Consider the following 26468-nt stretch of genomic DNA (forward strand, 5'->3'; position numbering starts at 1 on the left):
CTTAAAACTAAACACAACGGCTGCGGTATGAAACATGCGCATTTTGAAACATAAACTTATCAGCCCGCTAAACCGTTGATTAAATGTTATTTTATTCAAAAATAGCACTTTATGCCCTATGTTTATTATTGCGTATTATAGCCTGCTATTAATCTATACTTAGAGTCAACATTTTCTTTTATCAAATCAAAATTTAATTCTTTCGTCTTGTGAATCGGACTATCAACTCCGTAAATAGTATCTCCTTCAAAGCCGACTATTTCCAAAACCCGAAATATTTCAGAAAAAGTCAAAACCTCATTATTGTCAATATCTACAAGTCTTATTTGTTGGTCTCTATTTTTTGTCCAAATTGGGAATACAACACGATTCTTTTGTTCATCCCAAACTGCAGGTCCACCAGCCCAATCACAAACTTTTATTTTCTTATTATTTTCATTGTCAATCAAGAAGCATTCAGCACCCAATGGTGCTCCCATGGCAATCTCATACATTTCTCTATATTCAATTTTGTATTTTCCATCCTTAGAAATCAAATTCTTGTCAGTATTAGAAAAATTCCATGCGTTTGGATATCGATTACTCATAAAGTGATGCTCCTTTTAAAATGTCTGCGAATAATTTCCAACTTGGTTTTTCGGAATCAATGTCCTGATTTGTATTATCGTAATATCCTTGAATATCCTCAGTATACCTTGACATTGCTTCTAAAAAATCATTTAAGTCTTTGTTTTCCCAATTTTCCGGATTCTGTTTCAAATCCTCTCTAAACTTCTCAAGAAAATCAATAAATGTATTTTTATCAGTTACTTCCATCGTTTTTTATAATAGGCTATAACGTTTGGCGGCATGGGCAACAAGCGTTGCGGGCATCCGCTCTCTCAGTCTGCTCTACTGCTGCTGCGGCTTTTTAAACTTTATCTATCTCTTCGCCCTCTTGTTGACTATAACGTGTGTTAGCGGTAGTTTTTATTTCATCATAAAATTTTCAATACATTTCCATTTAGGTCTTCAATAAATTTGTCAACATTTTTATAGAGTTCCTTTTTATTTGGGTAAGGGTTATAAAGTGCAACAATTGGGAATTCTGCTTCAAATATTTTATTCATATAATCCATCTCTACTGGATAGGTATAATAAAGTCTTCCTTTGGGGTAATTATTTTCTTTTTGCCATAATTCAAACTCATTACAGAAACTATGATGTTGTGGTTGAGTTAATCTATTAAATAATTGTTCGTCGATTATTTTTGCAAAACGATACAATCCATGTATTTCAGACGCAAAACACTTAGCAAGTTTATTATGAAGTTTACTTACTGAATGTTCCATTTTTTGATATGCAATGCAGAGTTCTTGTAAACAATTGCTTGCTTCAACTGCATTTTGCAATAGTAAAGCCTTAAAATATAAAATCACATACTTTTCCCAAACTGTAATTTTTTTTACTAAAAATTTATCAGCCTTATCAACGGCTTCTAATTCAAATTCCTTCTCTTTAAAATAAAGCACCTTTAATAAATTAACCGATACTTCAGTATAAAATCGCCCTTTAGATTGAGGTAGATCTTTGGGGAAGAAACGGTTAATAATTTCAAAATCGTTACAAGAAAAAGCATTGAGTGCATCAAAGAATACATCACAATGGTCTGTTCCACTTGCTAATATAGCTTTGTTTAGAAGATTTTGTCTTGAAGTTTGATACAGTACATTATTAAGCATATCAAAATCAAGTTTTTGAAAGACATTATAAAACCCAAAATCATTCAAAGTTGCTGATAAATGAATGTAAGACTTCGTTTTTATTACCCCATTCTCTTTACTTTTCAGATATTTTTCAAAAAAATTAAAGTTCCAGGAATTAAATTCCTTCCAGGTTCTTGGTGGATAATAATAGCCCCATTTTTTAAAACTTTCTTCAGTTATTTCTTTGTAAATCTTTAAGAATTCATCAGCATTTTTCATTATGCAAATTTTTTACTCGCAAAGTGTGTTCTAAAATTACCGCTAACATCTCAGTAATCGCAGCTAGCTGCGATTGTTTCCGGATCACCTGTAGCTCCACTAGGTAGGATACTGCTTCGAAGGTAGCCAAAATCTGGCAGCGTTAAACAGTGCTATGTGTTTTTTGTAGTCAATGCATCCTTTAGGTGTCGTGTACTTGAACGCTCGGAAAAATGGTCACCCATCTGCTGGGAGTCGAGCCAAATATGGCCTGCTGTGAAACCGTACCCGAAGCGAGCTCATAGCCACCAAATTAAAAGTATACTTTATAAATAATGGGCGGTTGCCCAAAGCCCCATTTTGGGAACTACCATTACCTTATAGCAGCTACGAAAAAGGGGGTATGAGGCTATGCTTACGCACTACGAAAAGGTTGCTCCTCATCTTAACGAACCGCTGTATACGCGACCCGTACGTACAGTGGTATGAGAGGTTCTCCCCGTCAGTGCTTACTGGCGGGGCAGCCTACTCGATTCTATGCCGTTTTTTTCAATCCTGTTTATCCTGTATAGCCTGAGAGCGAAGCCTGAAACCAATAGTCCCCTCAACTATTTTATCTTTCAGTTTCTCAATAGTATCCTTTTTTGTAAATGGTATATCTAGTTTTTTTGCAAGAGCTTCAAAATCTAAACGAGAAGAACACTTATCCACTATTAATTTCAATCCATCTTCTCGGGAGTTCATCTTGTTTAATTCGTCAATAATTGATTGAATTACAAATTCATCGAATGAAAGTATTTTTAATCCAGATGTTTTACTTTTATCCTTTAATTCAAACATTATTTCTTTTTTACCATTTTCCAATTCGGCAATTTCCTCCTTACTCAACTTTTGCAAAAAATTACTTAAGGCATCATACTGTTCTATTATAATATTTTTCTTATTCATTTCTACAAAATATTTTTTTCAAATTGATCAACAAATTCATTAATCTCAGATACGATATCGGGTCTATGGTTGTTTGTCAAAACAACAGGAACACCATATTGCGGAGCATCTGCAAATAAAGTTTTATTTTCTCTTAAATATGAATCAAAAACAGGAATATCTAATTTTTTAGTCTGAGATATAAAAGGTCTAATTGCAGAGATGGGTTCACCTCCATAAAATTGCACCATTGTAAATAAAACACCCGCTATTTGAGGGTCTATTTCTTCAAATTCTTCTTCATCATCAACTTGACAGTAGTCATTATAATCTTTAACTAATTTATCTAAACTTCTAATAAGATAATCTATCCCGAGTGTAGATAAATAATCAGGCTTAGCAGGTATAAGTATAGAATCACTTGCAACAATTGCATTTTTTGTAACTATATTAAAATTAGGAGGGCAATCAATTAATATTACATCATATGCATCATCTAATTGTTCAATCCCATTTATTAATCTTCTATGAACTTTTAGAAAATTTTGCTTCGATTGCTCCATATTGGCTCCACCTAATGAAGTTGCTAATTCTAAATCCACATTTATTAACTCTAAATGAGATGAAATCAAATGGAGTTGTCCACTTCCATTTAAATAGCGTTGAACATTGTCAGGTTCAAAAATTAAATCTTGAAATTTAAGTTTTTTATCTTTGAGGCTCGGTTTAAACCAATTCTTTATTGTTTTATTAGATGCTAAATTTTTCTTCCATTCTTCAGGTTGAATAAACGAAAATGTTAAACTTGCTTGAGGATCCAAATCAATCATTAACACTTTGTAGTCACGTCTAGCTAATTCTCCAGCCAGATTTGCAGTCAATGTAGTTTTACCGACTCCTCCTTTATAGTTAATTACTGAGATTGTTTTCATACTAATTTATTTTATGTGATGAACTCTTTTTAAAATGCCACATAACGTTTGGCGGTATGGGCAACAAGCGCTTGCGGGCTTCCGCTCTCTCAGCCTGCACTGCGGCTGCTGCGGCGCAGTAAGTTTTCACCTACTACTTCACCCGCTTGTTGACTATACCGTGTGTTGTGCGTTCGTACTTTTACACCTACAAAAAACACTTTTCAATGAAAGCACAAAATTGAGTCATAATGATATAAACTCATGAAATTTTTACATAGTACTATCAATAATTTATTTAATCGATTTGTTTATGACTTCATTTATCTTACGTGTATTATATTCAATGCCAATAAAAACATGAATTAGATTGGAGAATGCAAGTAAGAGTAAGGCAATTATAACACATACCACAAAAGATCCAAATCCAATCAATACTTGTTCATCTTTGGCCAATAATATCATTGCAATAATTCCAATCACTATAACAATATACCCGATAATTGAAATTAATCCGACTATTATTTTTAGAGGAACATATCTACTAGGTTGGTTATCCGTTTCTTTAATTATGCTTTCAATTTCTTCTTTGGAAAATACTTTTTCAGTTTGATCATCATCAAATAATAAATTCATTAGGTCTTCAAATTCCCTTGCTTCTGTCTTAGAAAGTTCTCTTGAATTTAGTTCATCGATAATACAACTAAGAAAGTCAGGGTCAATATTTGATTTCCCAGTTTGCACAAGTCTAAGAAGGTCAAGTAAAGCTTTTACAGTTTTTTCTCTTAATGAATCGATAAATAGTTTTTTGTTCATTGTCAGTTGATTTTTTAATTTGTGCTTTTTATCGTTTTTAGGCGATCCCGTTTAGTATGACGCACAACGTTTAGCGGCATCGGCAACAAGCGCTTGCGGCCTTCCGTTCTCTCAGCCTGCACTGCGGCTGCTGCGGTGCAGTAAACTTTCACCTATTACTTCACCCGCTTGTTGACTATACCGTGTGTTACCAGCAGTTTATATTTTTGATATTAAGTAATTGACAAATGCTGAACATGCGACTAACATAAATCTTGCTTCTTCAAGGTCAACATTGCTGTCGCCTTCTAATAAAGCGTGTCTAATACCTCCTTCGTCTGAGGTATAGCCATATAAAGCACTAAAAGCAGTTTTTAAACTTCCTGGTATATTATGCTTTTTTTCTATCTCCTTTAGTGCCTGTCCAAGTGTTGTTGAGTTGTTAGTTATTATTATTTTACACAAAGATTCTACAGCTGAAATAGATTCTTTAACCGAATTTCTATAGTCTGGTTTCTTTTTGTCTGATAACAAATTTAGTGCTGTAGATAGATGCGTCTTTACAGGCTTAAACTTGTCCGATTGATTTAAAGCATTTTCAATCTCAATTATTTCTTCCTGTGAATTAACTTCAACTATCACTCCGTCCACGAAGCGATAGGCTGAAAATTCTCTTTTGAAAAAATTGTTACAAATGTCTTGGAATCGCTTGTCTTCATCTTCAAAGCAAAACTCTACAAGATTTAATCTGTCATACCAGTAAGCTTTATAAAACCATTCACGTAATATTTTTTTTGCTTCATAACCGTCGACTTGAGAATAATGTCGAGGCATATTGTCAATTGGTCTTTTAAAGAAATGAATCCAAAGATTTCTGTAAAATGTCGTTAAAGCAGAATATTTTTCGCCATATCGTGGATCATTGGATTTTGAATCTAAAATAAAGTCATGGATAAGAGTCCACAAGGCATTATCCATTTCAGGTGAAAGTCCTTCTCTTAAAAGATCTGTTTTAATTTCCGTCTTTCCTATTCTATCAGAGAATCTTAATTTCATGTTGTCTTAAATTACTGGTAACGGTAAATTGTATGAGTAGTGGCAGATTGCGAACTTCTTTCCTGCCAAACTACTACGCAGTTTGAACGGGCTACAAACCTTAATATTTACCACATCGCCTGCCATTACTTATACAAAATGTTAGGCGTAGTTATTCATTTTCAATTCTATCAAATTCTTTTACAATCTCATTTTGGAAAAAGACTAATAATTCAACAAGAACCTTATTCAAAATAGAATCTTCCATTCCGAGTAATACTGAACTCATTTCATATAAAGAGTCAGTTGCATATTGAATAGGGTCTAAAAAACCACAATCATTTGGTCCTGTCAAAAAATTATTTTGTTCTTCATCTCTTAAGCTAAGTTTTGTATTTATTCCAGAAACTCCTGCATGAATGCTTTCATTCGACCAAGTATAGACAGCTCTCAAATTGTCTTTAGCTACAAGATTTTCAAGTTCCTTAAAATTTCTTTTCCCATTTGGAAGACTCCTCATTGTCCATCCATAACTTTTCTGAAAATCTTTCCCGTACTTACTTATTAATTCTTCTTTATTTAAAGATAATTGGTTAAGCTCTTTTTCTGAAATAGGTTCCCAGTCAAAAAAATCAGAGCATTCATTATATGATATAGCTTTTCGATATTCTTCAATCACTGCATAATCATTATACATTTCAATGATTTCGTATGATGAATCATATAAATAAAGAAAAACGACACAGATTTCATGTAACGTTCTCCACCTTGCAAAAGCACCATCTGCAAATCCATTTGAAACCAATACTTTAATTTCATTTGCAATTTGGCAAGCTCTAACATGATTTGATATTAGAGTATCAAGTTTTTGGTGGTCTTCATAAGTATCAAAGATTTTATAAAACTTATCATAGGTAATTGAGCTTATTTTTGAATTCAACTCTATAAATCCCTCAAACAAAGTCAATCCAGTTTTATATTTACTTTCAATTTTATCTACTATTTCTAATTCACGTTTCTTTAAGTCATTTTCTTCGCCAACACAATATTCAAAAATTGTTTCAGCCAATCCACCTGTGATAGATTTAATTAGCTCAGGAATCTTTTTATTAAACTCTTTTTCAAATTCTTCAGAGGTTCCTTGATATTTGCTTCGTTCTTTATCAATTCTATCTTGTATCAGGTTTTCTATGTAATAAGGTCTTTCCACTCTTTTATGAATTTGTCTGCAATGTTGTCGCTAATTACGCCAACTCGTTTATAACCCCAACAAAGTTGTGGTTATCCATCCAATTTTGGGTGTATAACCACGGTTGGGGTTGGGGTTATTCATTCACCAAATAAAGCTAAATATTTACAAATCGTCAAATGGAGATTTTACTTTTTGTAGGCTTTGCATGCTTACGTGGGTGTAAATCTCTGTTGTTTTAGAGTTCTTATGGCCCAGCAGGATTTGAATGGGCGCAAGTCCGTTCCATTTTCAAGTAGATGGGTGGCAAAGCAGTGGCGGCGATATGCCCATGCCACAGGTTGGATTTCCGTACCTGTCGGCTGCCGAACGATTGGTCATAAAAGACATCATCATGATGGCGGGCGGTTTGCTCGTAGCATCTGACAGCGCAAGGCGGATAATGAAATTGAAAAACAGTCGCTAACAGTCCTTTATCTCCTCCTATTTACTATACTGGTCAAAAAAAAGGGGCTATATAAAATTAGAAAACACACCTAAGAATGTTAGTAGCTTTCTCCTTTTTTTACCAATTATTTTTGGTTGTTATGCAATTTTGATTCTATATTACTCTCATAATTTACGGCTTAATTTCTATCGCGTTGGCCAAACATCGAAAGATCACTAATCTGAGTTGGATGATCACTATTCTAGCTTAGAAACTGCATAATCTAAGCTGGATGATCACTAATCTAACTTAGAAACTGCATAATCTGAGTTGGATGATCACTAATCCAAGTTAGAAACTGCATAATCTGAACTGGATGATCACTAATCTAACTTAGAAACTGCATAATCTAAGTTGGATGATCACTAATCTAACTCAGAAACTGCATAATCTAAGTTGGATGATCACTAATCTAACTTAGAAACTGCATAATCTAAGTTGGATGATCACTAATCTAGCTTAGAAACTGCATAATCTGAGCTGGATGATCACTAATCTACACTGAAAGATCACTAATCTGAGTTGGCTTAAGGAAGTCTACAACGAGAGAATACCTTGTTTGGACGAGGCTGTCATAGCCGTCATGCTAAGCCGTTTTTATAATGTTCGCCCCTCACGGGGTCGACAAAACACTTACTCACTCGTGCTATAAACCTTTCATTCCTCCGGAATGGCTACCTATAGGAGCTGATGCCGGAGGCATCAGTGGCTTATAGAAAAGTGTCGTTGTAGAAGCACGACCCTAGAAGAGTCAAACCGAAGACTAACATCCCTTAGCCTGACGGCTATGGGCACTAGCCATATACAGCTATAGTAGCAGAATAGACATATCTGAGCAGCTATATCGATGCATCTGTAATGATAGTTGAATGTATCTAAATCCCTATCCGATACATCTACCCATCTATATCGATGCATCGCCCCACATGGATCGCGCTACCTGTAGCGCTAGCTGATGCATCTAACCTTAGCTTAGATGCTTAGGTAACCTACTACAGATGCATAAGTAGCACTTTTAGGTGCATCTGTTTAGCGGAGAGATGCATCTAAAATGGTCCAGGTGCAGCGATACTACTACCCTAATGCATCTATAGTAGTGGTTAGCTGCATCTAACGGCAAATTAGATGCAGCAATCAGACTTTCAGATATAGCGAACCAAGCACCTCGATGCAGCGATAGTACTACCCAGATGGATCAATCCCCCAACTAGATGCAGCGATAGAGCTAGCCAGTTCCATTTATAGTATCCGATAGATGTATCAGAGCTGCCATACAGATGCAGCTGTAGTATCACTCTCAGGCATCTATCGTAGTAGTCGAACACATCAAAATGAATATCCGCTTAGCTACCTAGAAAGCATAACACGGGCAGTTTTTTAATATAGATTAAGAACAAAAGGCCATTTTACCCTGAAAAATAGACCTATAGGCCTATGGATTTTGGCGCTACCGCCGTCGTAACTTTGTGGTGCTTTAGTCCTACCAAACGACGGGCTAACCCGGCAAGCTTAACGACTCACTAAATAGCTGCTACTATGGTACTGATTATAGGGAACTGCATTCCAAAAACGATTTCGCTTTTTGCCACCTACATCCGTAATACAAACGACTACCTACAGCAGGGGGCACCCATCACCAATGCAGAAAGGCTGGGGGTACCTCCGGCACATGCTGCACGGTGGAAGGAAATAGAGGAGCACTGGCAACCAGCTTTTATAAAATATAGCGATAAGATTAACTCGCGCACCGCCGCCGTTACCAGCCAGCTGTACGACATCATAGATATGGCTCATGAGTTCGAAAAGGAGACGCATATGTTTGCGTACATAGCCATATCCCGCACTGCTACCACCACCGATATGGAAACGTTTTGCATAAATAAACGAACCCCGAAAAGTACGCACTTCATTCCTCAAACTCCAGTAGGCGAACAGGTAGATGCCATTCTACAGCCTATTGGCGGGGGAGCCGTATCCGTTAAGTGCTTTAGCGGTGGCAAAAGAGCCTCGATACACAAGGATGCCACCTGCGTAGAGTATAGGTATACGGTAGGTGCCATAGCGCCCTCCTCTCCGATCGACACTAACCTAATGGTAGACCAGTGCACTAAATCATCCTTTACCCTAAATGTCGGTGCCGAGAATTCGGGGCTACGCCTATACTTCTACTTCCGTTGGTTTAACACCAAACACCCCGAGCTGGCAGGTCCGTGGTGCGACCTCCAAAACACGCTAATCCTTTAAAGAAAGTGTTTATAAGAAGTTATACTGAAGTTAAACTGAAGTTAAACGGAGGTAGACGGAGGTAGACGGAGGTAGACGGAAGTTAGAAAAAGTCAAAGAAGTTAAAAGAATGGCTATCGCAAATCTCATATCGTGCCCTCTGTGTCTCTGTGTTGAAAAAAGAAGTTAAACGGAAATAGACGGAAGATACTTTTAAGAAGTTATACTGAAGTTAAACGGAGGTAGACGGAGGTAAACGGAAGTTAGAAGAAGTTAGAGAAGGCATATCTCAAATCTCAAATCTCACATCCCATATCTCATATCCCACATCGCAAATCTCACATCTCACATCGCATATCTCACATCTCATATCCCACATCGCATATCTAAATCCCTGTGCCCTCTGTGTCTCCGCGTCTCTGTGTTGAAAAAAGAAGTTAAACGGAAGTATGCGGAAGTTAGAGAAGTTACAGAAGTCAAAGAAGTTAAAGAATGGCTATCGCAAATCTCAGATCTCAAATCTCAGATCTCACATCCCATATCTCATATCCCACATCGCACATCGCACATCTAGATACTTTAATGAAGTTAATAAATTTCCGTGTCTCGTATGCTTAAATTGCCTTTTTCGTGATAGCTGCAAAATATTTACTATAATAGTTTCGTTATAGTTTTATTTATACCTCTAGTTTTATTGGGGAATAGAGCAAAGCATACTACTTATTTATCCCCTGATACATTTAGGTTTAACTATTCCATTAATTTAAACACATTGATATATGAACCGTATAGAACTTGGGTGTATAGTCCTTGTTTTTGGGTTATTACTCACTTTTCCTTTTACGTTGAGTGCTAAATCGGAAGAGGTTGTAATAAAAGGTACAATAAAAGACAGCCTACAGGGGACTCCTCTGTCATATGCCAACATTACTGTTTTATCCGAAAATAGTTCAACCTTTCTTTTTGGCACAACATCTAACAAATCGGGGGATTTTAAAGTAAATAGCATCAGCATCTCCAAGGGAATACTCAAGATTTCGCTGGTTGGGTATCAAACAAAAACCATCCCTTTTAGCGCTAATGGCAAGGAGGTAAATCTCGAAACTATTTCACTCACGCCCTCTTCAACTAAAATTGAGGGTGTAGTAGTAAAAGGTTCCAAACCGACTATTAAGCAGGTAGGCGATGTTTTAGTCTTCGATGCCAAGAACGCTCCTACCACCAGCGGCGATTTCGGGATCGACCTGCTTCGGTTAACGCCGATGGTATTTGTCGATCCAAAAGGTGATATCCTAATACAAAACAAGCCTGCTGCCATACTCGTAAATGGAAGAAAGCTACCCACATCACAAGTCTACAGCTATATAAACAGCTTAAAGGCAGAGGATATTCAATCCATAAAAGTTCAAACATCCAACGCTTTAGAGAACGATGCGGAAACTGAAGCAGGAACCATTAACATCATCACCAAAAAAGCAAAGGTTGGGTATAAGCTTACTACGCGGACTTCCGCATCGTATATTGAGCAAAATAGCAATAACCAAAATAGTGGATTTAATTTTAGCTATGGTACCCAGTCGTGGCAGCTATATGGCTCGTTCTTCTACAGTAGCGGGAATAACAGATGGCATAGCAAGGATGGCTACTCCTTAAATGAATACATCAACATTGACAAAATAGTATTAAAAAGAAGCGACGGCTTTTCTTATCCGAGAGGAGATGACTTTCGTATGGGAGCAATTGCTGATCTAGCAAAGAATCATACCATAGGAGTCGAACTATCGGGTAAGAATACCTTCCCTTTGCAGAGTAAATCAACATCACAAACTATATACTATAACCATCACTGGGATATTAATGATACAGGGGAAACACAAAAAAAATCTAGGAATACGACAGACTTATACGATGCTTCGGCATACTATACTTGGAGAATTGACACATTGGAAAGCCAGCTTCAAATCTTAGCCGATTTAGTTTTTCATAAAAATGGTAACGATTCGTTCATTCAATCTGCCTACCAAAATAATACAGCGAATAATTTTACAGAGCAGAGTTGTACCGATGCCAAAACTAGAAATGGAACTTTTCAGGTAGATTTTGTAAAAAACTATATGAATAAGCTGGGGGTACAGGCTGGGGCAAAGTACGTATTAACCAATCGCAACAGCAGCTATGCGGTAGCATCCAACAGCACCCCAACCACCTCCTACGATGTTGACGAAGATATACTGGCATTTTATGCTGCTGCAAGCAAAACTTTTTCGAAAAAAATCTTTATTAGGCTTGGTTGCCGCTTAGAGTTGGCCAACCAGTCGGGAGTTAATAGACAAGCCAATAGTAGCGAACAGATAAAAAGCCAAAACAACGACCTATTTCCAAATTTTACGTTTTCCTACGAAATCGATAAAAATCGCTCCTTGGCAATTAGCTACTCTCGATCTATCTCCCGAATGCCATTCTTTTTGCTCAGCACATTTACAGTTCGAAATTCTGATTATGAATATAACATTGGCAATCCATACCTAAAACCAATACTTTCGGATAGGATAGAACTTCGATATCGGTATAAAAACCATTACCTGACGCCCTACTTTCGCTACTCTGCAGACGTTGTTACCCAAAGTTGGACTGTCAAGAACGGACTTATTTACCAGTCAAACGAAAACTGCGGACATGCTATATATACTGGCCTTGATTATGGTTATAATGGGAAAGTTTCTAGATGGTGGTCATTGAATTGGAATACCCAGGTATATTACGCATATATCCCCCAAGGTTTTGCCCAAACAAAGCATTTTACGGCTGCAATTTCAGCAAACAACCGGCTGGGAGTTAGCCCTAATAGCAGCATCGACCTCTCTGTATTTTACATATCGAGCATGATTGAGGCAACCAAACTCGTAAAGGGGCAGGCGTATGGTAATATAGCCTATAATCACCAACTTTTAAAGAAATCACTAAATGTTGGCGTAGGCATAAATGATGTTTTTCAAACTCAACGCCAATACGTGCTTATTAAAAACCCAGAACTTAACTATACAATATACGGGAAGCAGCCTTCTAGGACCTTCTTTGTCAATGTGTCGTACACATTTACCTCTAAGAAGAGCGTAGCTAACAGAAGCAAAATTGACAGCAATGATATAATAAGAAGATTGTAACACGGACTTAAGATAGCAGATAAGGACTAAGAGTGCTGCTCAGAAAATAATGTTTTACTTAGTGACCCAATATTCCCCCAATAAATGATACTAGGTCTATAAGTAGTTTTATGGAAGAGCAGGTTCAGCCAAAGAGAAGGGTTTCAGCTAAAGTCCAGTATAAAAATCTTACCATTCCCCTAGCAATACCGAGCCTTTGGCTATATTTTCCCCTCAACCCAAAGGCTTAACCCGTTTGGATCGTTAGCGAAAAACTTTTGCTAAAGCTTCCTTTCCCAAAAAACAGCAAAGGGATTAAAGGGATAAACATTAAGGGGAGTGAAACCTTATCAAGCATAAAAAATTGAACAGCAATAGCTATAATGGCAAGTCCAATAGTAAAACCCCGTATACTTGAAAATGTCATACTCGGATTTATTGTAATAGTTTGCATTTGTTCTGGATTTACGACTATATCCTTACCTATCAAACATCCCTCCTCTTCCACTTCAATTAAATACTTTCCTGGCAAAAGATTTTCGGATAGCTTAAAATTTCGGGAGTTAACTTGTCCGATAGGGTTTCCGTTAACTCGAATTTGATACTTTTTAGATTTGAAAAATGCTTGCCCAGTTTTGCTTAGCCTAATGTTTACATTCATCTGCTATAATGCTACTTTGTTTTAGGTACTTTTCTTTTATACTTATGATGATCTGCGGATATAAAACATGACGAATTGTGAAGCAACGAAACCCAACACTGCTGAGAACGCCCCCCCCTATTAAACCGCCATGTTTTACACCCGCTGTTATGCCTTTTTTACTTAATGCCCTTTACAAAATCAACTATACCTGCTGTCAATTCAGCCTTTAAGGGTAGGTCTGGATTCCGATAGGTTTCCATATTCTTTTGAAGATCGGAGTCTGAATTCTTTAAGACATGATTCATATTCTCTACAATCATAAGCTTTGCTTCAGGCTTTGAGGCCGAAAGCAGTTTTGCGTCCTCAACAGTAACCTGTAAATCGGTTGTCCCTTGTACTATTAGTACCGGGATTTTCAACCTACCAATCTCCTTCGTAGGATCATACCTCATCCAAGAAATCATGTATGGCTGAACGGTGGGGCGATATAGTGTCGCTAAGCTAGGATTTACATTCGAGACTGTTTTCCCAGCCTTTAAGCTATCTAAGATCCTATTTGACTCGTCTAATAGTAGCGGTGGTAGCTTAGCTTGCAGCTGCTCCCTTAAAATTTTATCAATCGGTTTCCCAGCTCCCGAAATGGAAATAAACCCAGCTACGGGTGCACGCTCTGCGGCAACCATTCCAATTAAAGAGCCTTCGCTGTGGCCTAATATGGTAATTGACGAAAATCGTTTATCCGCTTTTAGTAAAGAAATCCATGAAACAACGTCATCTATATAAGTCTCAAATCGGAGCTCGCTTTCAGAGGTCTTTGCCTGCCTACTTTTACCGATTCCCCGCTTATCAAACCGCAACGATGAAATGCCATTTTTCACCAAATCTGCAGCAAGCAGCTTGTAGGCATTTGTTCGAATTCCCATAGCTGAGTTACAATCCCTGTCGGTTGGCCCCGAACCTGCAATAATCAAGACTATCGGCGAGGATTTTGCCGTACTAGGAATCGTCAAAGTACCAGATATATCTCCTGATGGGGTTTTTAAAATGACTTCAGATTCAGATAAGACTGAATCGCTAGGAGCTTGTGCAAATAGACCAGCCGATAGGATAGCCGCTGCAATCGTAAACAAAAGCTTTTTCATACATATGATTTTAGTAAACATTCCGGAACAACACCTATCAAGGCAAAACACTTAGCAATTGCATGGTAAGCTACACCTCCCAACGGTTGCCTATACCATTCCTTGAGTGCTACACTTATCCTTTTTAGTTTTTATAAAGCCGTAAATTACAATTTTCATCCAAGGTATGAAGTTTACCGATATGGACAAATAGCAGGTAACCATCTTTCTTTAAAACCTCTATAATGTTGCAGCTAATATCTCAAACACCCAAGACGCAAAAAATTCTGAAGACGAGCATTGAAATGCCGCCTTCAGAATTCGGATAGAATGCACCTATAAAAAAGTTACTGCTACTTCGACTCCTTTTTATGCGCAACCCATATGTTGACAATCTCCTTGTAGGCTCCTAAGCCAACCAGCTCGGGTACCACGGTGTAACCGGCCTTTTCGAGCGTCGACTTCCAGCTGTCGGGTTCGCTGCTAGCCATATCGTTGTTAGCATGGTCGCCAGCAATAGACATTAGCGGCGCAATGGTTACCTTCTTCCCAGCAATGGCTTGCGAGCTTAGCTGCTTTACGATATCCTCTATTCCGGGCTCACCCTCTACGGTTCCGATGTACAGCTTGTAGGTGGGATACTTCTTGCTTACGGCCTCCTGCAGCTGCTTGTAGTAGGCGTTGTAGGCCAAGAACTTCTCGTTACCATGTCCCATAAATACAACGGCCTCGTTCTTATCCAGCACCGCCTTATACTGGTTTACGATGATATCGGCCACCTTTTGGATATCGGTATTGCTGTAAAGCAACGGAAGTCCAACCTTGATGTTAACCTTGGGGTAACTCTTTTTGAAGTCATTTACCAAGCCCATCATCTCGTTATACTCGGCACCGGGGATTATATGAAGCGACTGCACGGTAATCTCCTCAAAGCCCTCTTTAGCCATATTCTTAAGCGCCTCGTTCGGGAAATCGAGGTTGGCCTTCCCATCTTTTCTGAGCTTATTCATTATTATGCCCGAGGTGTAGGCCATGCGAACCTCCTCGTTGGGGAACGTCTCCTTAAACTGCTTCATCACATTATCGAAGGTATCCTTGGGCTTTTGGTACTTAAACGGAGAGGTGTCTTCGCCGTCGTAGTAGCCGTAGCTGCTGCCAAAGGTTACCAACAAAACTCCCTTCTTCCCAGATACAGGGTTGTAGTCTGCATCACCATCCTTATCGTCCTTACAGCCTGCAAGCAGGAGCGACGCGCCGAGCATTAGCGCTAAAACACTTTTTACATTTCTCATTTTGTTTTATTATTGGTTGAACTATAGTAATTGCTGCTAGTTGGCAAACCTCAGGGTTAGCGACAGGTAGTAGGTTCTACCGGGCGTTGTAGTCCCGTACGACGAGCCATACGGCTTATCCTCCTTGTAGTCGAGGATATTTTCGACCCCACAGGCCGCCTCGGCCTTTAGGCGCCTACTGAGCGTAAAGCCGTGCACCGTATTAACTCGCCAAAGCATGTAGCCATCTGCCGCCTGACGATCGTAGTAGTTTTCGGAGAGGGCATCGCCATACTGCCGGGTAAGGGCATCGCCAAACAGCCCAACATTGAGCTTATACTTGGACCAGGCCGTTTGCCATAGGCATTTAACGTTTACGCTATGCAGAGCCGAACCTTTTAATCGGCACGATTCGGTTAGGTTAACCCCATCGGTGTAGCTGTAGCCTCCTCCCAAAAGCCAATGCTTTCCCATCTTAAGGTTTAGCAGAGCATCCACGCCAAGTATGCGCGCATTGGCAATGTTGCCATACTGCTTTGTCTCCTCCACTCCGCGTTCGGCATCTTCGCGCGAAGTGGCAATGGCCCTGTACTCAATCATATCGTTTAAGCAGTTGCTGTAGGCCGTAACGCTGGCAACAACCACCTTGGCGTTGTACTCTACGGCAGCAGAGTAGTAGTTCGATGTCTGAGGCTTAAGCTTAGGATTCCCCAAGTAAAGACGGTAGGCTCCCATATCCTCGCGCTCGTAGCGGTAGTTTAGCTCCTTTAGTGTTGGCGTTTTAAAGCCGCTGGCATAGGTGCCGCGCAGGTTAAAATCACCCATCCTATACATTAGCGATATTTTGGGCGTAAACTTCTGCCCAAATTCGCTATGGTGCAGCATTCGGCCACCCACGGTTGCCACAAGCTTAGAGGAGAAGGCCACCTCATCCTGCACGTATACGGCTGCCATGTAGCCATTCACCGTCCCCTCCTTAAGGCGGAAGGGGGCCTCCATCCACTCCATCTCGCCTTCGACACCAGCCACCACGCTGTGCACCGTATTGGGCCTGTAAACCAAACGCCCGTTTACGGTCATCTTCTGCTGATCGTTATTTAGCGAGCGGTCGCCAGGATAGTAGGTGATAAACTGCGCCTCGCCCTTGCTGTTTATCTGATTTACGTTATACTTCATGTCGTACTGGTAGAGGTACCTAAAGCGGTCGTAGGTAGCATCAACCGTTACATGACCATTACCCTTAAGCAGGTACTTAGCCCCCACCGCGTACGATTGGTTGTGGTAAAGAAACTGATACCCCTTTGCCCGTATGGGAGGAGACACCTTACGGTACGAGAGATCGGCATCGGCATTAACCGACAACCGTGCGGTAGCTTGATGGCTTATACCCTGCTTTATGCTGATGCTGGTTGTTGGATTCTTGGTTAAGGTAAAGGTTGGCACCAGCACATCGTCGGACGGATTGCTCGGCGTTCCCTTCCTATCTATTTCGAAGCGGCTATTCTGCCACCCATCCTGCTGCTTACGGTTAAAGGTGGTGGTAAGCTGCAGCTTCCCCTTCGAGACTCCCACCGTATTACTTTGCAGCCACTCCCCGTACGAGCCAATCCGGGTTACGTTGCTGGCCACAAACGGGCTGCTGCTCCTTTTGGTAATAATATTTACCACCCCAGCAATGGCATCCGAACCGTACAACGACGACGATGCCCCCTTTACAATCTCCACCCGCTCTATTGTTGCTGGATCGATCCTACTTAGATCATTTTGGCTGCCCACATCGCCATACAATCGCCTACCGTTAAGCAGCACCAGAATATACTCGTTGCCAAGTCCGTTGAGGCGCATAAAGGTTCCCATTGCATTGGAGCTGAAGGTGAAGGAGGAGCTTAGTCCAGCCAACAAGCTCTCCACGCTTCCAGCTCCAAAGCTATCAAGCGCCTTTTGAGAAAACACCTCGGTTTGTACGGGGGCGCTCTTAAGGTAGTGCGGCGTTCCCGTTCCGGTGATAACCACCTCGGTAAGCTCGCTTACGCTGGTTTTAAGCTCGATATTCACAAAGGGGAACATCTTTTCGCCTGTAATGGAGTACATCTGAGAGGTATAGCCCGTGTACGAGATGGAAAGAAGATGCTTGCCGTTAGGAATGTTGGGCAGGATAAACTCCCCCCTATCGTTGGTGACAACACCCCTAGATAGGCTATCTACCAAAATAGAAGCCCCCCGTAATGGCTGATGGGTATCCTTATCGGTAACCCTACCCTTAACCACACCATTCTGTGCAAACAGGACATGGCTAGCACCTAAAAGTAGGATTACAAGAAACACGCTAATGTTTCGCATAGCTAGTAGTAAAAAATATGATCATAAACGAATAGCAAATAATCGCCAACAACGGAGAATGAAATGCTAAGTTGAACCGACATAATCCTCAAATCCCGGAATCCATTATGTCTTTTTGAGTTCCTTACTGGTAGGTCTTCTGACTTTTCTCGTACCGGAAGCCTTCCCGTTCGGCACGAACAGTGGCTAAGATATTCCGGCACACTAGGTGAGAATTTACAGCTGCGGGTACAGTTCCAGATTTACGCTGGATTCCCTTACATTGGGCATCGTAAAACACCCAATTACCAATCGGGGGCAAATGTAATGGATTTTAACATGCAAACAAGCGCCTCTTTTCGGAAAGACGACTTACATTGGCTGCCGACAGCTATCCAATAAACTCTAAACTACCATCGAAACAGCAGGGTAGGCAAATGCAAAAAAGGAGGTAAGCCGACAAAAAAAGATATAAGCAAATGTGCCTATCGCTATTTAGCCGTAGCAAGGACAGTTCCAAACCATTTTGGATGGTTAATACAAACCAGCTACCGTAATATGGCAAAAGGCTAACCACAGGGCCAACAACTGTTGCAAAACACTTTTTTCGAAGGTATTATTTAGCGCTACAAATGCCCAAAAGAAAGGATAAACGCTAATTTGCAAACCATCTTTTAAATCGTAATCCTACTATAAGCATGCTAAAATTTAACCATTCGAAAAACATCTCGCTCGAAGTAGAATTGCGATTTGCTAGATAGAATACTTTGCAAGTCAACCTTACATAAAGAAAAATCTAACTACCAAACCTAAAAAACATGAGGATTACCATCGTTTGCTTACTTGCTCTTTTTCTTTCGACAACAGGTGCTAAGGCCCAAGAATCGGCAGATAAACGAATAATAAACCATCTGAACCAAAATAGCTGGTTTGCGCTGGAGGAAGACTACCCAAAGATGAAGGACAAAATTCAGACACCTGTTCTTAAAGGTCTTTCAGAAGTAATGATTAATATACGTTTCAATCAACCGCAAAAGGCACTTACTGGCATAGACTCCCTCCTTGCCCACTGCCAAAGCGAGTTAGGATCTTCGAATGTTTGCAGCATGGTACTATTTAAGAGTAAAATACTTGGGGAACAAGGCTGCTATGCCCAGAGTGCAGATCTTCTCTACCGCTTTCTCGATCAAATACCTGAAGCAGCAAGAAAGGAGAACTTCTCCTTCTATACCCAGCTAGCAAATTACTATAACGAGGTACGTAACGAGCAGAAGCCCGAGATTATTCGGCCAAATAGAGACACCGAACTTCCGCTGAGCATCAAAAAAGCAGGAAGAGGCATGCTGATGTTTGTACCTGTTACCATACACGGAAAAACCTACCCCTTTATCTTTGATACCGGTGCAAGTTCATCGGCTGTTTCAGAACGGCTGGCAGCTGAAATAGGCTTTCGAACAGTCCGCGATTCGATGCATATTGAAGGTGTAGGTAGTGGAACCGGTAGATGTGGAACCGTAGATAGCATAATGGTTGGAGATATCGCCTTTAAGCATCCCATTTTTACCATCATACCTTCCAACCCAGAAGTTGATACCGTGTATCAGATAGATGCCATACTGGGGCTTGATTTTATTCGGATGGTTGGCGAGACGCAGCTCTATCCGCGCGATGGGAAAGTTATTTTCCCTCTCCAGCAAAGCAGCCTACCACCAACAGGTCGCAACCTGATGCTTGACGAAGGCCAATCGTACCTAAAGGCATACTCGGGAGACGAACGGCTGATATTCCACTTCGACACAGGTGACGTAAAAGGAGATCTATTTAACCCCTACTATCTCAGACATAAGAAGATGATTGACAGCAAGGGGACTAAAGACACATATCGAGGAGGCGGATTTGGAGCCATGCAAACCGTTAATATTATTCGGTTAGCACATATCCCGCTAACCGTTAGTGGAACAGCATTCGAATTAACGAACATTGCGGTTGCCCCCCAAACAGTTACTAAAGTGCAAAAAGATGAGGATGGATCGATGGGAATGGATTTTATTAACCTATTCCGAAAAGTCACCATAAACTACAATAAAATGTTCTTAACCATCGAAAAGTAGCCATTGCAGACTAAACTATTTATGCCGACGAAACTAGGTTCACCAACCATCATAATAAAGCGGCTATTTGAATAGTCACCTTATTATCGATGCCTATAGAGATTGGCAATGCAGCCTCATCCTATTTCCCCGCTAGCCATATTATAAATCAGCAAGCGAGGCTAGGTAACGGGTTGGCTACGCCGAACTCGCCCAAAGCGATCGGTTCAGACCGCAATCAAAAGTAACTAAAAAACAAAGCGCAACCGTGGTAGTGGCTGCGCTAATGAAAACCATTACTTATGTTCGACGCCATTGCAACCGAAACGACTCGCAACGAAATGGAGAGCAGCGTAGCCAACCGAGCTCAGCGTAGCTAAATGCAGATGGACCCGGTGCATTTATTCGTCTTATCTAGCAATAAGTATTGTGTGAATATTAGTTTTGTTCCTCATTTTTCGGACTAAGGAGTACACGGCAAGCGCCATAAACGAACCATAAATAATTAATACCTTAGGAATACCTAAGCCTGCGACTAACAAAACAACAGAAGCAACAGAACGCTGATTCCCGACAACCTCGTACTCATTCCCACTTTCGATACCTGCCGCCAAAATAACCGTCCATAAGAACAACAAGAAAATTACAGCCATTGCTATCAAAGGCTTTTTTACAGCGCTAGTGTTGCAAAATTTTTCAACCTTGTAGGTGGTGTTGGGGATAATCTCCTTAAAGCTATCGAACACTTCCTGCCTACGAGCATCATCCCTAATCCGAATATGCTCTTCCGACTCCTGTCCAAAATAAACTTGAATATACTTTTTATTATCCTGAAGCTGAATTGATTTTATATACTGAAACGGAATTCCAAATACGTCATCAGCAACCCTATCATTCATAATATCCACCTCGTACTGATGCAGATTATGTGCTTTGGGATTTGCTTTCAATATTTTATCCTTAGCTACTGCAATAATCTTATCGTCCCCTTTTTCTGCATTAATCCAAACTCTTTTCATCTAAAATTCCCAATAAACAATATTCTGATTCCTTATCTCTTTTTGAGCCGCTGCCGCCGAATCGTTACACCAACGAAACCTTCGAGCATCTTCTACCATGTAAAAATAAAAAATAACAGTAAAGGTCTAGCTTCATTTAGAAAAGCAAAATCGGGACTGGCAAGTTTTCTTTTTTTTATCGTTTTAATAAGCAATCCAGCCACATTCTACTTCCCAGCCCTAAATGGCTATCAGTAAAAGCATATCTCTTTAATTGAGAAAAGGCTCGCGTTTATTTATATCAACACGTCACCAGCATCCCCTCCACTGATTCCTATACAGTTTTTTTAGAAGGTAAACAGCTTGCCGAGGGTTACCCAATCGAGATACTGCTATCTTTTACCGAACTCTTTTGACAGGTCTAGCAAATTCAGAAAGCTAAGCTTGACTATCCGTTGAATCTTTTCGGGATCAATTTTATCAGCCGTATCGGTTGGCTTATGAAAATCGGGATGGTTACCTGTTGTCCACCCCATAAACGGAACGAGACAATCGGAAAAAGGGCCATAGTCGCTCGAGTTGCCTCCTTTAGTTGGAGTACCGCACAGGTTTAGGATTCCCCCCAACTTAGCGTTATTAGCCTCTACAATTTCCTTTACACGGCTAAAGCTGTCGGCATAAAAAAAGTTTGCGCTGAGCTTAGCGGTATCCTTCAAACCATTTCGGCCAATCATATCGTAGTTTACGTACATAACCGTTTGGGTTAACGGGTATACAGGGTTACGAACGTAGTAGGTAGAACCAACAAGCCCCTTCTCTTCGCCAGTCCATAGAGCAAACAGAATGCTTACACTTGGCTTTATACCCGACTCCTTCATCGCCTTAGCCAGCATTAGCACGCCAGCAACTCCACTAGCATTGTCGTCGGCACCTGGGTAGATAACGCCATTAAACATTCCATTATGGTCGTAGTGGGCACCAACAATAATGCAACGGGTGGTATCCTCTCCATGAATAACTCCAAGTACGTTACGATCCTTTAGCGGGGCTGCGCTAACCTCTGCCGAAACGGAGAACTTTATGCGAGTTTGTATGGCTTTACTTTTAATATCAATGGGAGAATCTAGCGCCACGCCATACTCCTTAAGCGCAGCAGCCATCATAGCCTTCGAAAGAAAAATTCTCAGGTCTGACGCGCTGTTGCTTTCGGGTGCAACTCCCATAAGATCGTCGAAAGGGGAAATGGTAGGGTTGCGCAGCTGATTTCGTCTGGAAACCTCCTCTGCTGGGCATAGGTATACAACAGCCCTCGGATTACGCTTTTTTAACTCCTCCTCCTGGTTTATTTGAATTGCCGATATCTTCTCGTTGTTCAGTCCCCTTGTAGCCAACGATGTGGCAAGCAGGTTTTTCTTGGTAGCTGGTATTACCACCACCACCTTACCCCTTACGTCGAGTTGCCCGTAGCTGTCTATACCATACTCTGGCAGACGTAGACCATATCCTACAAACACAACCTGACCACCAACAGAAAAGCCATTGTAGAGTGCCTTGTTGTAGATAAAAAAGTCGGAATTGGGTGTCGGAATCGTAGTTTCACATTCAGCCTCTATGGCCATACGCAGGTTGGTTGGCACCGAGTAACGAAACAGGTTGACATTTTGGAAGTAGCTACGCTTTGCACCTGATGAGGAGGTAACGGCGGGCTGTACGTCATAGTGAGCCAGCATCGTGGCAATATATTCTGAAGCTAACATAGCCCCTTTCTCTGAGGTGTATCGCCCTTCGAGCAGTGGAGACGCTAAAAAATTAACATGTGCACCAATAGACGAGGTAGTTACGGAAGCCAATCCCTTTTGAATTGCGCTTTGGTCTTGAGCCACTGCAGCTAAGGTAAGCATACATAGAAGAACAGTGTTAGTAATGGTTTTATAGGCGGTAATCATATTGTATTTTTATAGGAAGACGAAACAATGACCAGGTTGTTACGTCTACAGAAAAAAATAGATTACCCTTAATGTGAGAATGGAAGTAGATTCCTTACGTAGAGACCAAGCAATCTTGAACAAGAGGAATCATCAAAAATACCGATCAACAACCTTTAAGAAGTTAGCACTTATAAATCCTTATCCCTCAAATTTCTTTAGCCAGATATAAAAATAGCAAAGAGGCTGCCCAAAAGTATCACCAAATACTACGAAGCATGCTGCAACGTGGTTAACTTACCGTGATACTTTTTTAAACAGCCTCCTTGTTGTATTGCTTCAGCTAGAATTTTCCGTTACTATTCTTCCAACTTTCCTTTGCTGGAATAGGCTCGATAACATCCCAATGTTCTGCTATTTTGCCATTTTCAACGCGGAACAGGTCATAAAAGGCATTGTAAGACCCGCCAAAATGCCCCTCGCTAACAACCAACACAAAGTTTCCTTCGCCCAACACTTTATGAACCTTGTCGTATTTCAAGAAGATACCCTCTTTACCCAAAGCTTCTAAGGCTGCTCCAAGTCCAGAAAGCTTATCTGGTATCTGTGGGTTATGCTGAATGTAATTATCGCCATCGAAATAGCCGGCCAATTTTTCCATTTTACCATTAACCAGAATGTCCTCTACAAAATTTTTCACCAATGCTTTATTGGCTGCGGTTTTGTCGAGATCTAGAACTTCGGTAGCGCCATCAATCATGCTATGCCCGCTTGGATTTGCTTTTGCAGGTGTTTCCTGCAAGTTGTCCCAATGCTCTACAATTTTACCATCTTCGAAACGGAAAATATCGAACCCAATTTTAGGTCCAAAGAAGCTGTAATTGGTGTGCGTAAACACATAATCGCCATCCTGAAATACCCGAACCGTATTTACCTTAGCCGAATTGGGTGGCAGCTGCTGTAGCAGAGCGCCAAAACCTGCAAGTCCATCAGCAACTCCGAGGTTGTGCTGAATGTATTTGTTGGGATTAATGTAGCCAACGGGCTCTGTGGCTCCTGTTTCGATGCTTTTTAGTAAAGCAACGACCTTTTGTTTGTTTGATGTTTCCATTTTACTAACCTTTTTAGCTTGTGAATGAGCAGAAATACTAAGCGTTAATGCTGCTGCAATTAAAATTCGAGTCCTCATTTGCATGCGTTTAAGTGTTACTAACCAACACTGCAAAGTTGAGAACAAACAAAAAGGGATAAAAGGTTATTTTCGGAGTTAAAATGATACTTTTAAGCAAATACGGCTACCGATACGCCTCGCGAAACTCGGATGGTGTTTGTTCGGTATGCTTGCGAAAATACTTAATGAAATTTGTTGGCTCTTCGAATCCCAAATCGAAGGCAATCTCTTTTACCGTTGCATTGCTATGGGCTAGTAGCCGTTTTGCCTCAAGCAACACCCTTTCATCTATCAATTGTTTGGGTGTTTTATCCAAAACTTGCGAAGTTGCCTTATTAAGACGCTTTTCAGAAATACTTAAATCGGAGGCATACTTACTTACCGACTTAATTGTTTTGTAGTTCCTTTCGAGCAAGTCTTTAAAAAGAATAAAGTAGTCGTGGTCTGCACTTTGTTTTACCTCCTGATATCCTTGCTCCCTTTTAACCCGCTCGGATATAAGCAGGAAGTTATGTAAAAGGTTACGGAGTATAACCGGTTGCGCCTTATCGTTGGGAACTAAGAGCTCGGCCTCCATCGCTTTAATAAGGCTGTAGAACTCGGAACAATCCTCACCAATAATAATCTTAGATATCTCGTGGTAGTCGTTATAAAGGATTGTACTTTGAAGAAACTGAACATTTCTGAGCTCAGAGCCAAAGAAGCTGTCGGTAAATAGGATTATTTTGCCATCGTAGTCGCCCGAGGTATCAAATAAGTTTACACAATCTTTTGGCACAAAAAGAATCGAGTTCTCAGGAGTCTCTATTGGTTTAAAATCCACAAAATGCCTAGCCGATCCCTTTTGAATCCAAATTATATGATAAAACTCTGCTCTGTGGGGAACAGTTAAAATAGATCGATGCTGATTGTATAAATCAGAAATCTTGATAATCTCAAACTCAATGGGCAACCCGTGCTTAAACTTATATTTCTTGATTTCTGACTTCACCTGTTAGCTATTAGCTCCTTACTCCTAACAAATTTATCAAATTAGCACGAAATTATCTATAAAACAGGGCGAATAATAACAAGGCAAGTACCCAACGTGAGCACTTGCCTTGTTATATCTAAACTTCTAAGAAAAGCGTGCTGTAGCTTACTGTATGCAGCTGGTTGCTCCTACGTTACTGCTTCCTCCTCAATCCGTAATCGAAAAAATGAACCGTTATAAAGTTTAAGCAATAATCAACAAGAACCATTTGCAGCCATCACATAAGCGATCACCTCTTCACCGTAGCTTAACTATAGCGTATGCTTTGAGGTATGCTAACTCTCCTCTCCGCGTTCTGAGGTAAAGACTTTGTGGTAGTAGGGAAGACTGTCAACCTCTCCGTTATGAAATCGTTTAAAAGCTTTGCCAATGGGATCGGTAATCACTCCGTTAGGAAGTTGAATAATTATGGGCATCATTGATACCCCTTTGGCTAAGTTGGCATCCTCTTGCCTAATCCAAACGCCACCATTATTGTGCACCATTACCTGACCAACATAGCAGCCTACAACAAATATCGTCTCTGCAAAATCGTTTACAGACAGCCCTTCGTCCTTAAAACGCTGCAAAAAATCATCTGCAAACTTCAGCGTTTCTACTGAAAAATCTAAATCCTCGTTTAGATTCTCCTTAACGGCTTCCCTGAATTGTTCTGCAAATCGTATCCCATTCTCGGGAATTGGAGGAAACGCAAAAGTAAGCCTACGTGTTGGCATGCATCCGGTATCCTTCCCTTTTTTGCCGCCAAACAATTTGTCAAATATTCCCATTATTTCAGCTAGTTAGTTATTCATCTATTGTCCAAACCTTTCAGGCTACGCTTCGCTACCACCTGAAGTATTACCACTCATTATGCTTTCATTCTCTACAAGCAACTTGAGATTCAGTAAGTGCTTAATTGCTTTTAGTCTTTCTAAATCGATTCTATACCGAATGGCTAGCGCTACATTACCTGTTGCAAGAATTATCAGCAGTCCTGCTTTCGACAAATCAATAAATTTAAATTCAAGCACCTGTGCAAATCCTGCAACATATAAAAATCCGCATAAAACTAAACTTAAAACCAAATATAAATAGTAGTTCCTTTTAGTTGAACCGATTTTTAAATCAATTCCATCCGCAGCTACAAAGCCTTCAAATCTGTCTACCTTAATACCAAAAATGCTCTTTAACTCTCGCAATTCTGAAATCTGGTCGTCAATCTCTTTAATAAATTTATTCTTATCCATAATCAAAATAGTTTT

At 40.2% G+C, this 26468-nt stretch carries 22 protein-coding genes and 1 riboswitch; of the genes, 4 read left to right on the forward strand and 18 right to left on the reverse strand.

What is annotated here, in order from left to right; translation table 11 throughout:
* Positions 1–125 precede the first annotated feature (125 nt).
* The 8 genes from L990_RS14360 to L990_RS14395 form a co-directional block, all read right to left on the reverse strand.
* Complete coding sequence (locus tag L990_RS14360; protein ID WP_052181046.1) at positions 126–587, reverse strand: hypothetical protein; 462 nt, start codon at positions 585–587, stop codon at positions 126–128.
* Positions 580–816: a hypothetical protein gene (locus L990_RS14365; RefSeq protein WP_047450795.1), complete on the reverse strand. Its 237-nt coding sequence runs from the start codon at positions 814–816 to the stop codon at positions 580–582. Before L990_RS14365 ends, L990_RS14360 begins: the two co-directional genes overlap by 8 nt.
* Before the next feature lie 161 nt (positions 817–977).
* On the reverse strand, positions 978–1964 hold the full coding sequence (locus L990_RS14370; protein WP_047450797.1) for a hypothetical protein: 987 nt from the start codon (positions 1962–1964) through the stop codon (positions 978–980).
* Positions 1965–2492: 528 nt separating this feature from the next.
* Positions 2493–2891: a hypothetical protein gene (locus L990_RS14375; RefSeq protein WP_047450799.1), complete on the reverse strand. Its 399-nt coding sequence runs from the start codon at positions 2889–2891 to the stop codon at positions 2493–2495.
* A gap of 2 nt (positions 2892–2893) precedes the next feature.
* Positions 2894–3802 (reverse strand): ParA family protein, encoded by a 909-nt coding sequence (locus L990_RS14380; protein ID WP_047450801.1) that lies wholly within the window; start codon positions 3800–3802, stop codon positions 2894–2896.
* A gap of 273 nt (positions 3803–4075) precedes the next feature.
* Positions 4076–4597 (reverse strand): hypothetical protein, encoded by a 522-nt coding sequence (locus L990_RS14385; protein ID WP_047450803.1) that lies wholly within the window; start codon positions 4595–4597, stop codon positions 4076–4078.
* Positions 4598–4795: 198 nt separating this feature from the next.
* Positions 4796–5632, reverse strand: a complete 837-nt coding sequence (locus L990_RS14390; RefSeq protein WP_047450805.1) for an AbiJ-NTD4 domain-containing protein — start codon at positions 5630–5632, stop codon at positions 4796–4798.
* A 151-nt stretch (positions 5633–5783) separates the two neighbouring features.
* On the reverse strand, positions 5784–6821 hold the full coding sequence (locus L990_RS14395; protein ID WP_047450807.1) for a DUF5677 domain-containing protein: 1038 nt from the start codon (positions 6819–6821) through the stop codon (positions 5784–5786).
* Between the two features lie 310 nt (positions 6822–7131).
* On the opposite strand from L990_RS14395, the gene L990_RS14400 reads away from it, so the two are divergent.
* The 3 genes from L990_RS14400 to L990_RS14410 all read left to right on the forward strand — a co-directional run bounded on the left by L990_RS14400 (position 7132) and on the right by L990_RS14410 (position 12674).
* On the forward strand, positions 7132–7266 hold the full coding sequence (locus L990_RS14400) for a DUF417 family protein (RefSeq protein ID WP_231562287.1): 135 nt from the start codon (positions 7132–7134) through the stop codon (positions 7264–7266).
* A gap of 1557 nt (positions 7267–8823) precedes the next feature.
* Positions 8824–9531, forward strand: coding sequence for a hypothetical protein (locus L990_RS14405; protein ID WP_047450811.1), 708 nt, complete (start codon positions 8824–8826; stop codon positions 9529–9531).
* Between the two features lie 758 nt (positions 9532–10289).
* A complete protein-coding gene (locus L990_RS14410; RefSeq protein ID WP_081981727.1) occupies positions 10290–12674 on the forward strand; it encodes an outer membrane beta-barrel family protein in 2385 nt (794 codons plus the stop codon).
* A gap of 226 nt (positions 12675–12900) precedes the next feature.
* On the opposite strand, the gene L990_RS14415 is transcribed toward L990_RS14410, so the two are convergent.
* From L990_RS14415 to L990_RS14430, 4 genes are all read right to left on the reverse strand, one after another.
* Positions 12901–13314 (reverse strand): hypothetical protein, encoded by a 414-nt coding sequence (locus L990_RS14415; protein WP_047450814.1) that lies wholly within the window; start codon positions 13312–13314, stop codon positions 12901–12903.
* A 158-nt stretch (positions 13315–13472) separates the two neighbouring features.
* Positions 13473–14438 carry an alpha/beta hydrolase gene (locus tag L990_RS14420; protein ID WP_047450840.1) on the reverse strand — a complete coding sequence of 322 codons (966 nt, stop codon included), beginning with the start codon at positions 14436–14438 and terminating at the stop codon, positions 13473–13475.
* Between the two features lie 332 nt (positions 14439–14770).
* Positions 14771–15709 (reverse strand): sirohydrochlorin cobaltochelatase, encoded by a 939-nt coding sequence (locus tag L990_RS14425; RefSeq protein ID WP_052181047.1) that lies wholly within the window; start codon positions 15707–15709, stop codon positions 14771–14773.
* 36 nt (positions 15710–15745) lie between these two features.
* On the reverse strand, positions 15746–18028 hold the full coding sequence (locus tag L990_RS14430) for a TonB-dependent receptor (RefSeq protein WP_081981728.1): 2283 nt from the start codon (positions 18026–18028) through the stop codon (positions 15746–15748).
* Between the two features lie 111 nt (positions 18029–18139).
* A riboswitch (cobalamin riboswitch) is annotated at positions 18140–18335 on the reverse strand.
* 490 nt (positions 18336–18825) lie between these two features.
* On the opposite strand from L990_RS14430, the gene L990_RS14435 reads away from it, so the two are divergent.
* Positions 18826–20118 (forward strand): retropepsin-like aspartic protease, encoded by a 1293-nt coding sequence (locus L990_RS14435; protein ID WP_047450816.1) that lies wholly within the window; start codon positions 18826–18828, stop codon positions 20116–20118.
* A 389-nt stretch (positions 20119–20507) separates the two neighbouring features.
* Here L990_RS14435 and L990_RS14440 read toward each other — a convergent pair whose 3' ends face one another.
* The 6 genes from L990_RS14440 to L990_RS14465 form a co-directional block, all read right to left on the reverse strand.
* Entirely contained in the window at positions 20508–21116 is a 609-nt protein-coding gene (locus L990_RS14440; protein ID WP_047450818.1) for a hypothetical protein, read from the reverse strand.
* Between the two features lie 371 nt (positions 21117–21487).
* On the reverse strand, positions 21488–22996 hold the full coding sequence (locus tag L990_RS14445; protein WP_197057303.1) for a M20/M25/M40 family metallo-hydrolase: 1509 nt from the start codon (positions 22994–22996) through the stop codon (positions 21488–21490).
* A gap of 367 nt (positions 22997–23363) precedes the next feature.
* Positions 23364–24209, reverse strand: a complete 846-nt coding sequence (locus L990_RS14450) for a nuclear transport factor 2 family protein (RefSeq protein ID WP_231562285.1) — start codon at positions 24207–24209, stop codon at positions 23364–23366.
* A gap of 106 nt (positions 24210–24315) precedes the next feature.
* A complete protein-coding gene (locus tag L990_RS14455) occupies positions 24316–25182 on the reverse strand; it encodes an AraC family transcriptional regulator (RefSeq protein ID WP_047450822.1) in 867 nt (288 codons plus the stop codon).
* A gap of 317 nt (positions 25183–25499) precedes the next feature.
* Positions 25500–25994 (reverse strand): hypothetical protein, encoded by a 495-nt coding sequence (locus L990_RS14460; protein WP_052181048.1) that lies wholly within the window; start codon positions 25992–25994, stop codon positions 25500–25502.
* Positions 25995–26039: 45 nt separating this feature from the next.
* On the reverse strand, positions 26040–26468 hold a 429-nt coding region (locus tag L990_RS14465; RefSeq protein WP_231562286.1), incomplete at its 5' end, for a hypothetical protein.

The organism is Alistipes sp. ZOR0009, from assembly GCF_000798815.1.
GTDB lineage: Bacteria > Bacteroidota > Bacteroidia > Bacteroidales > ZOR0009 > Acetobacteroides.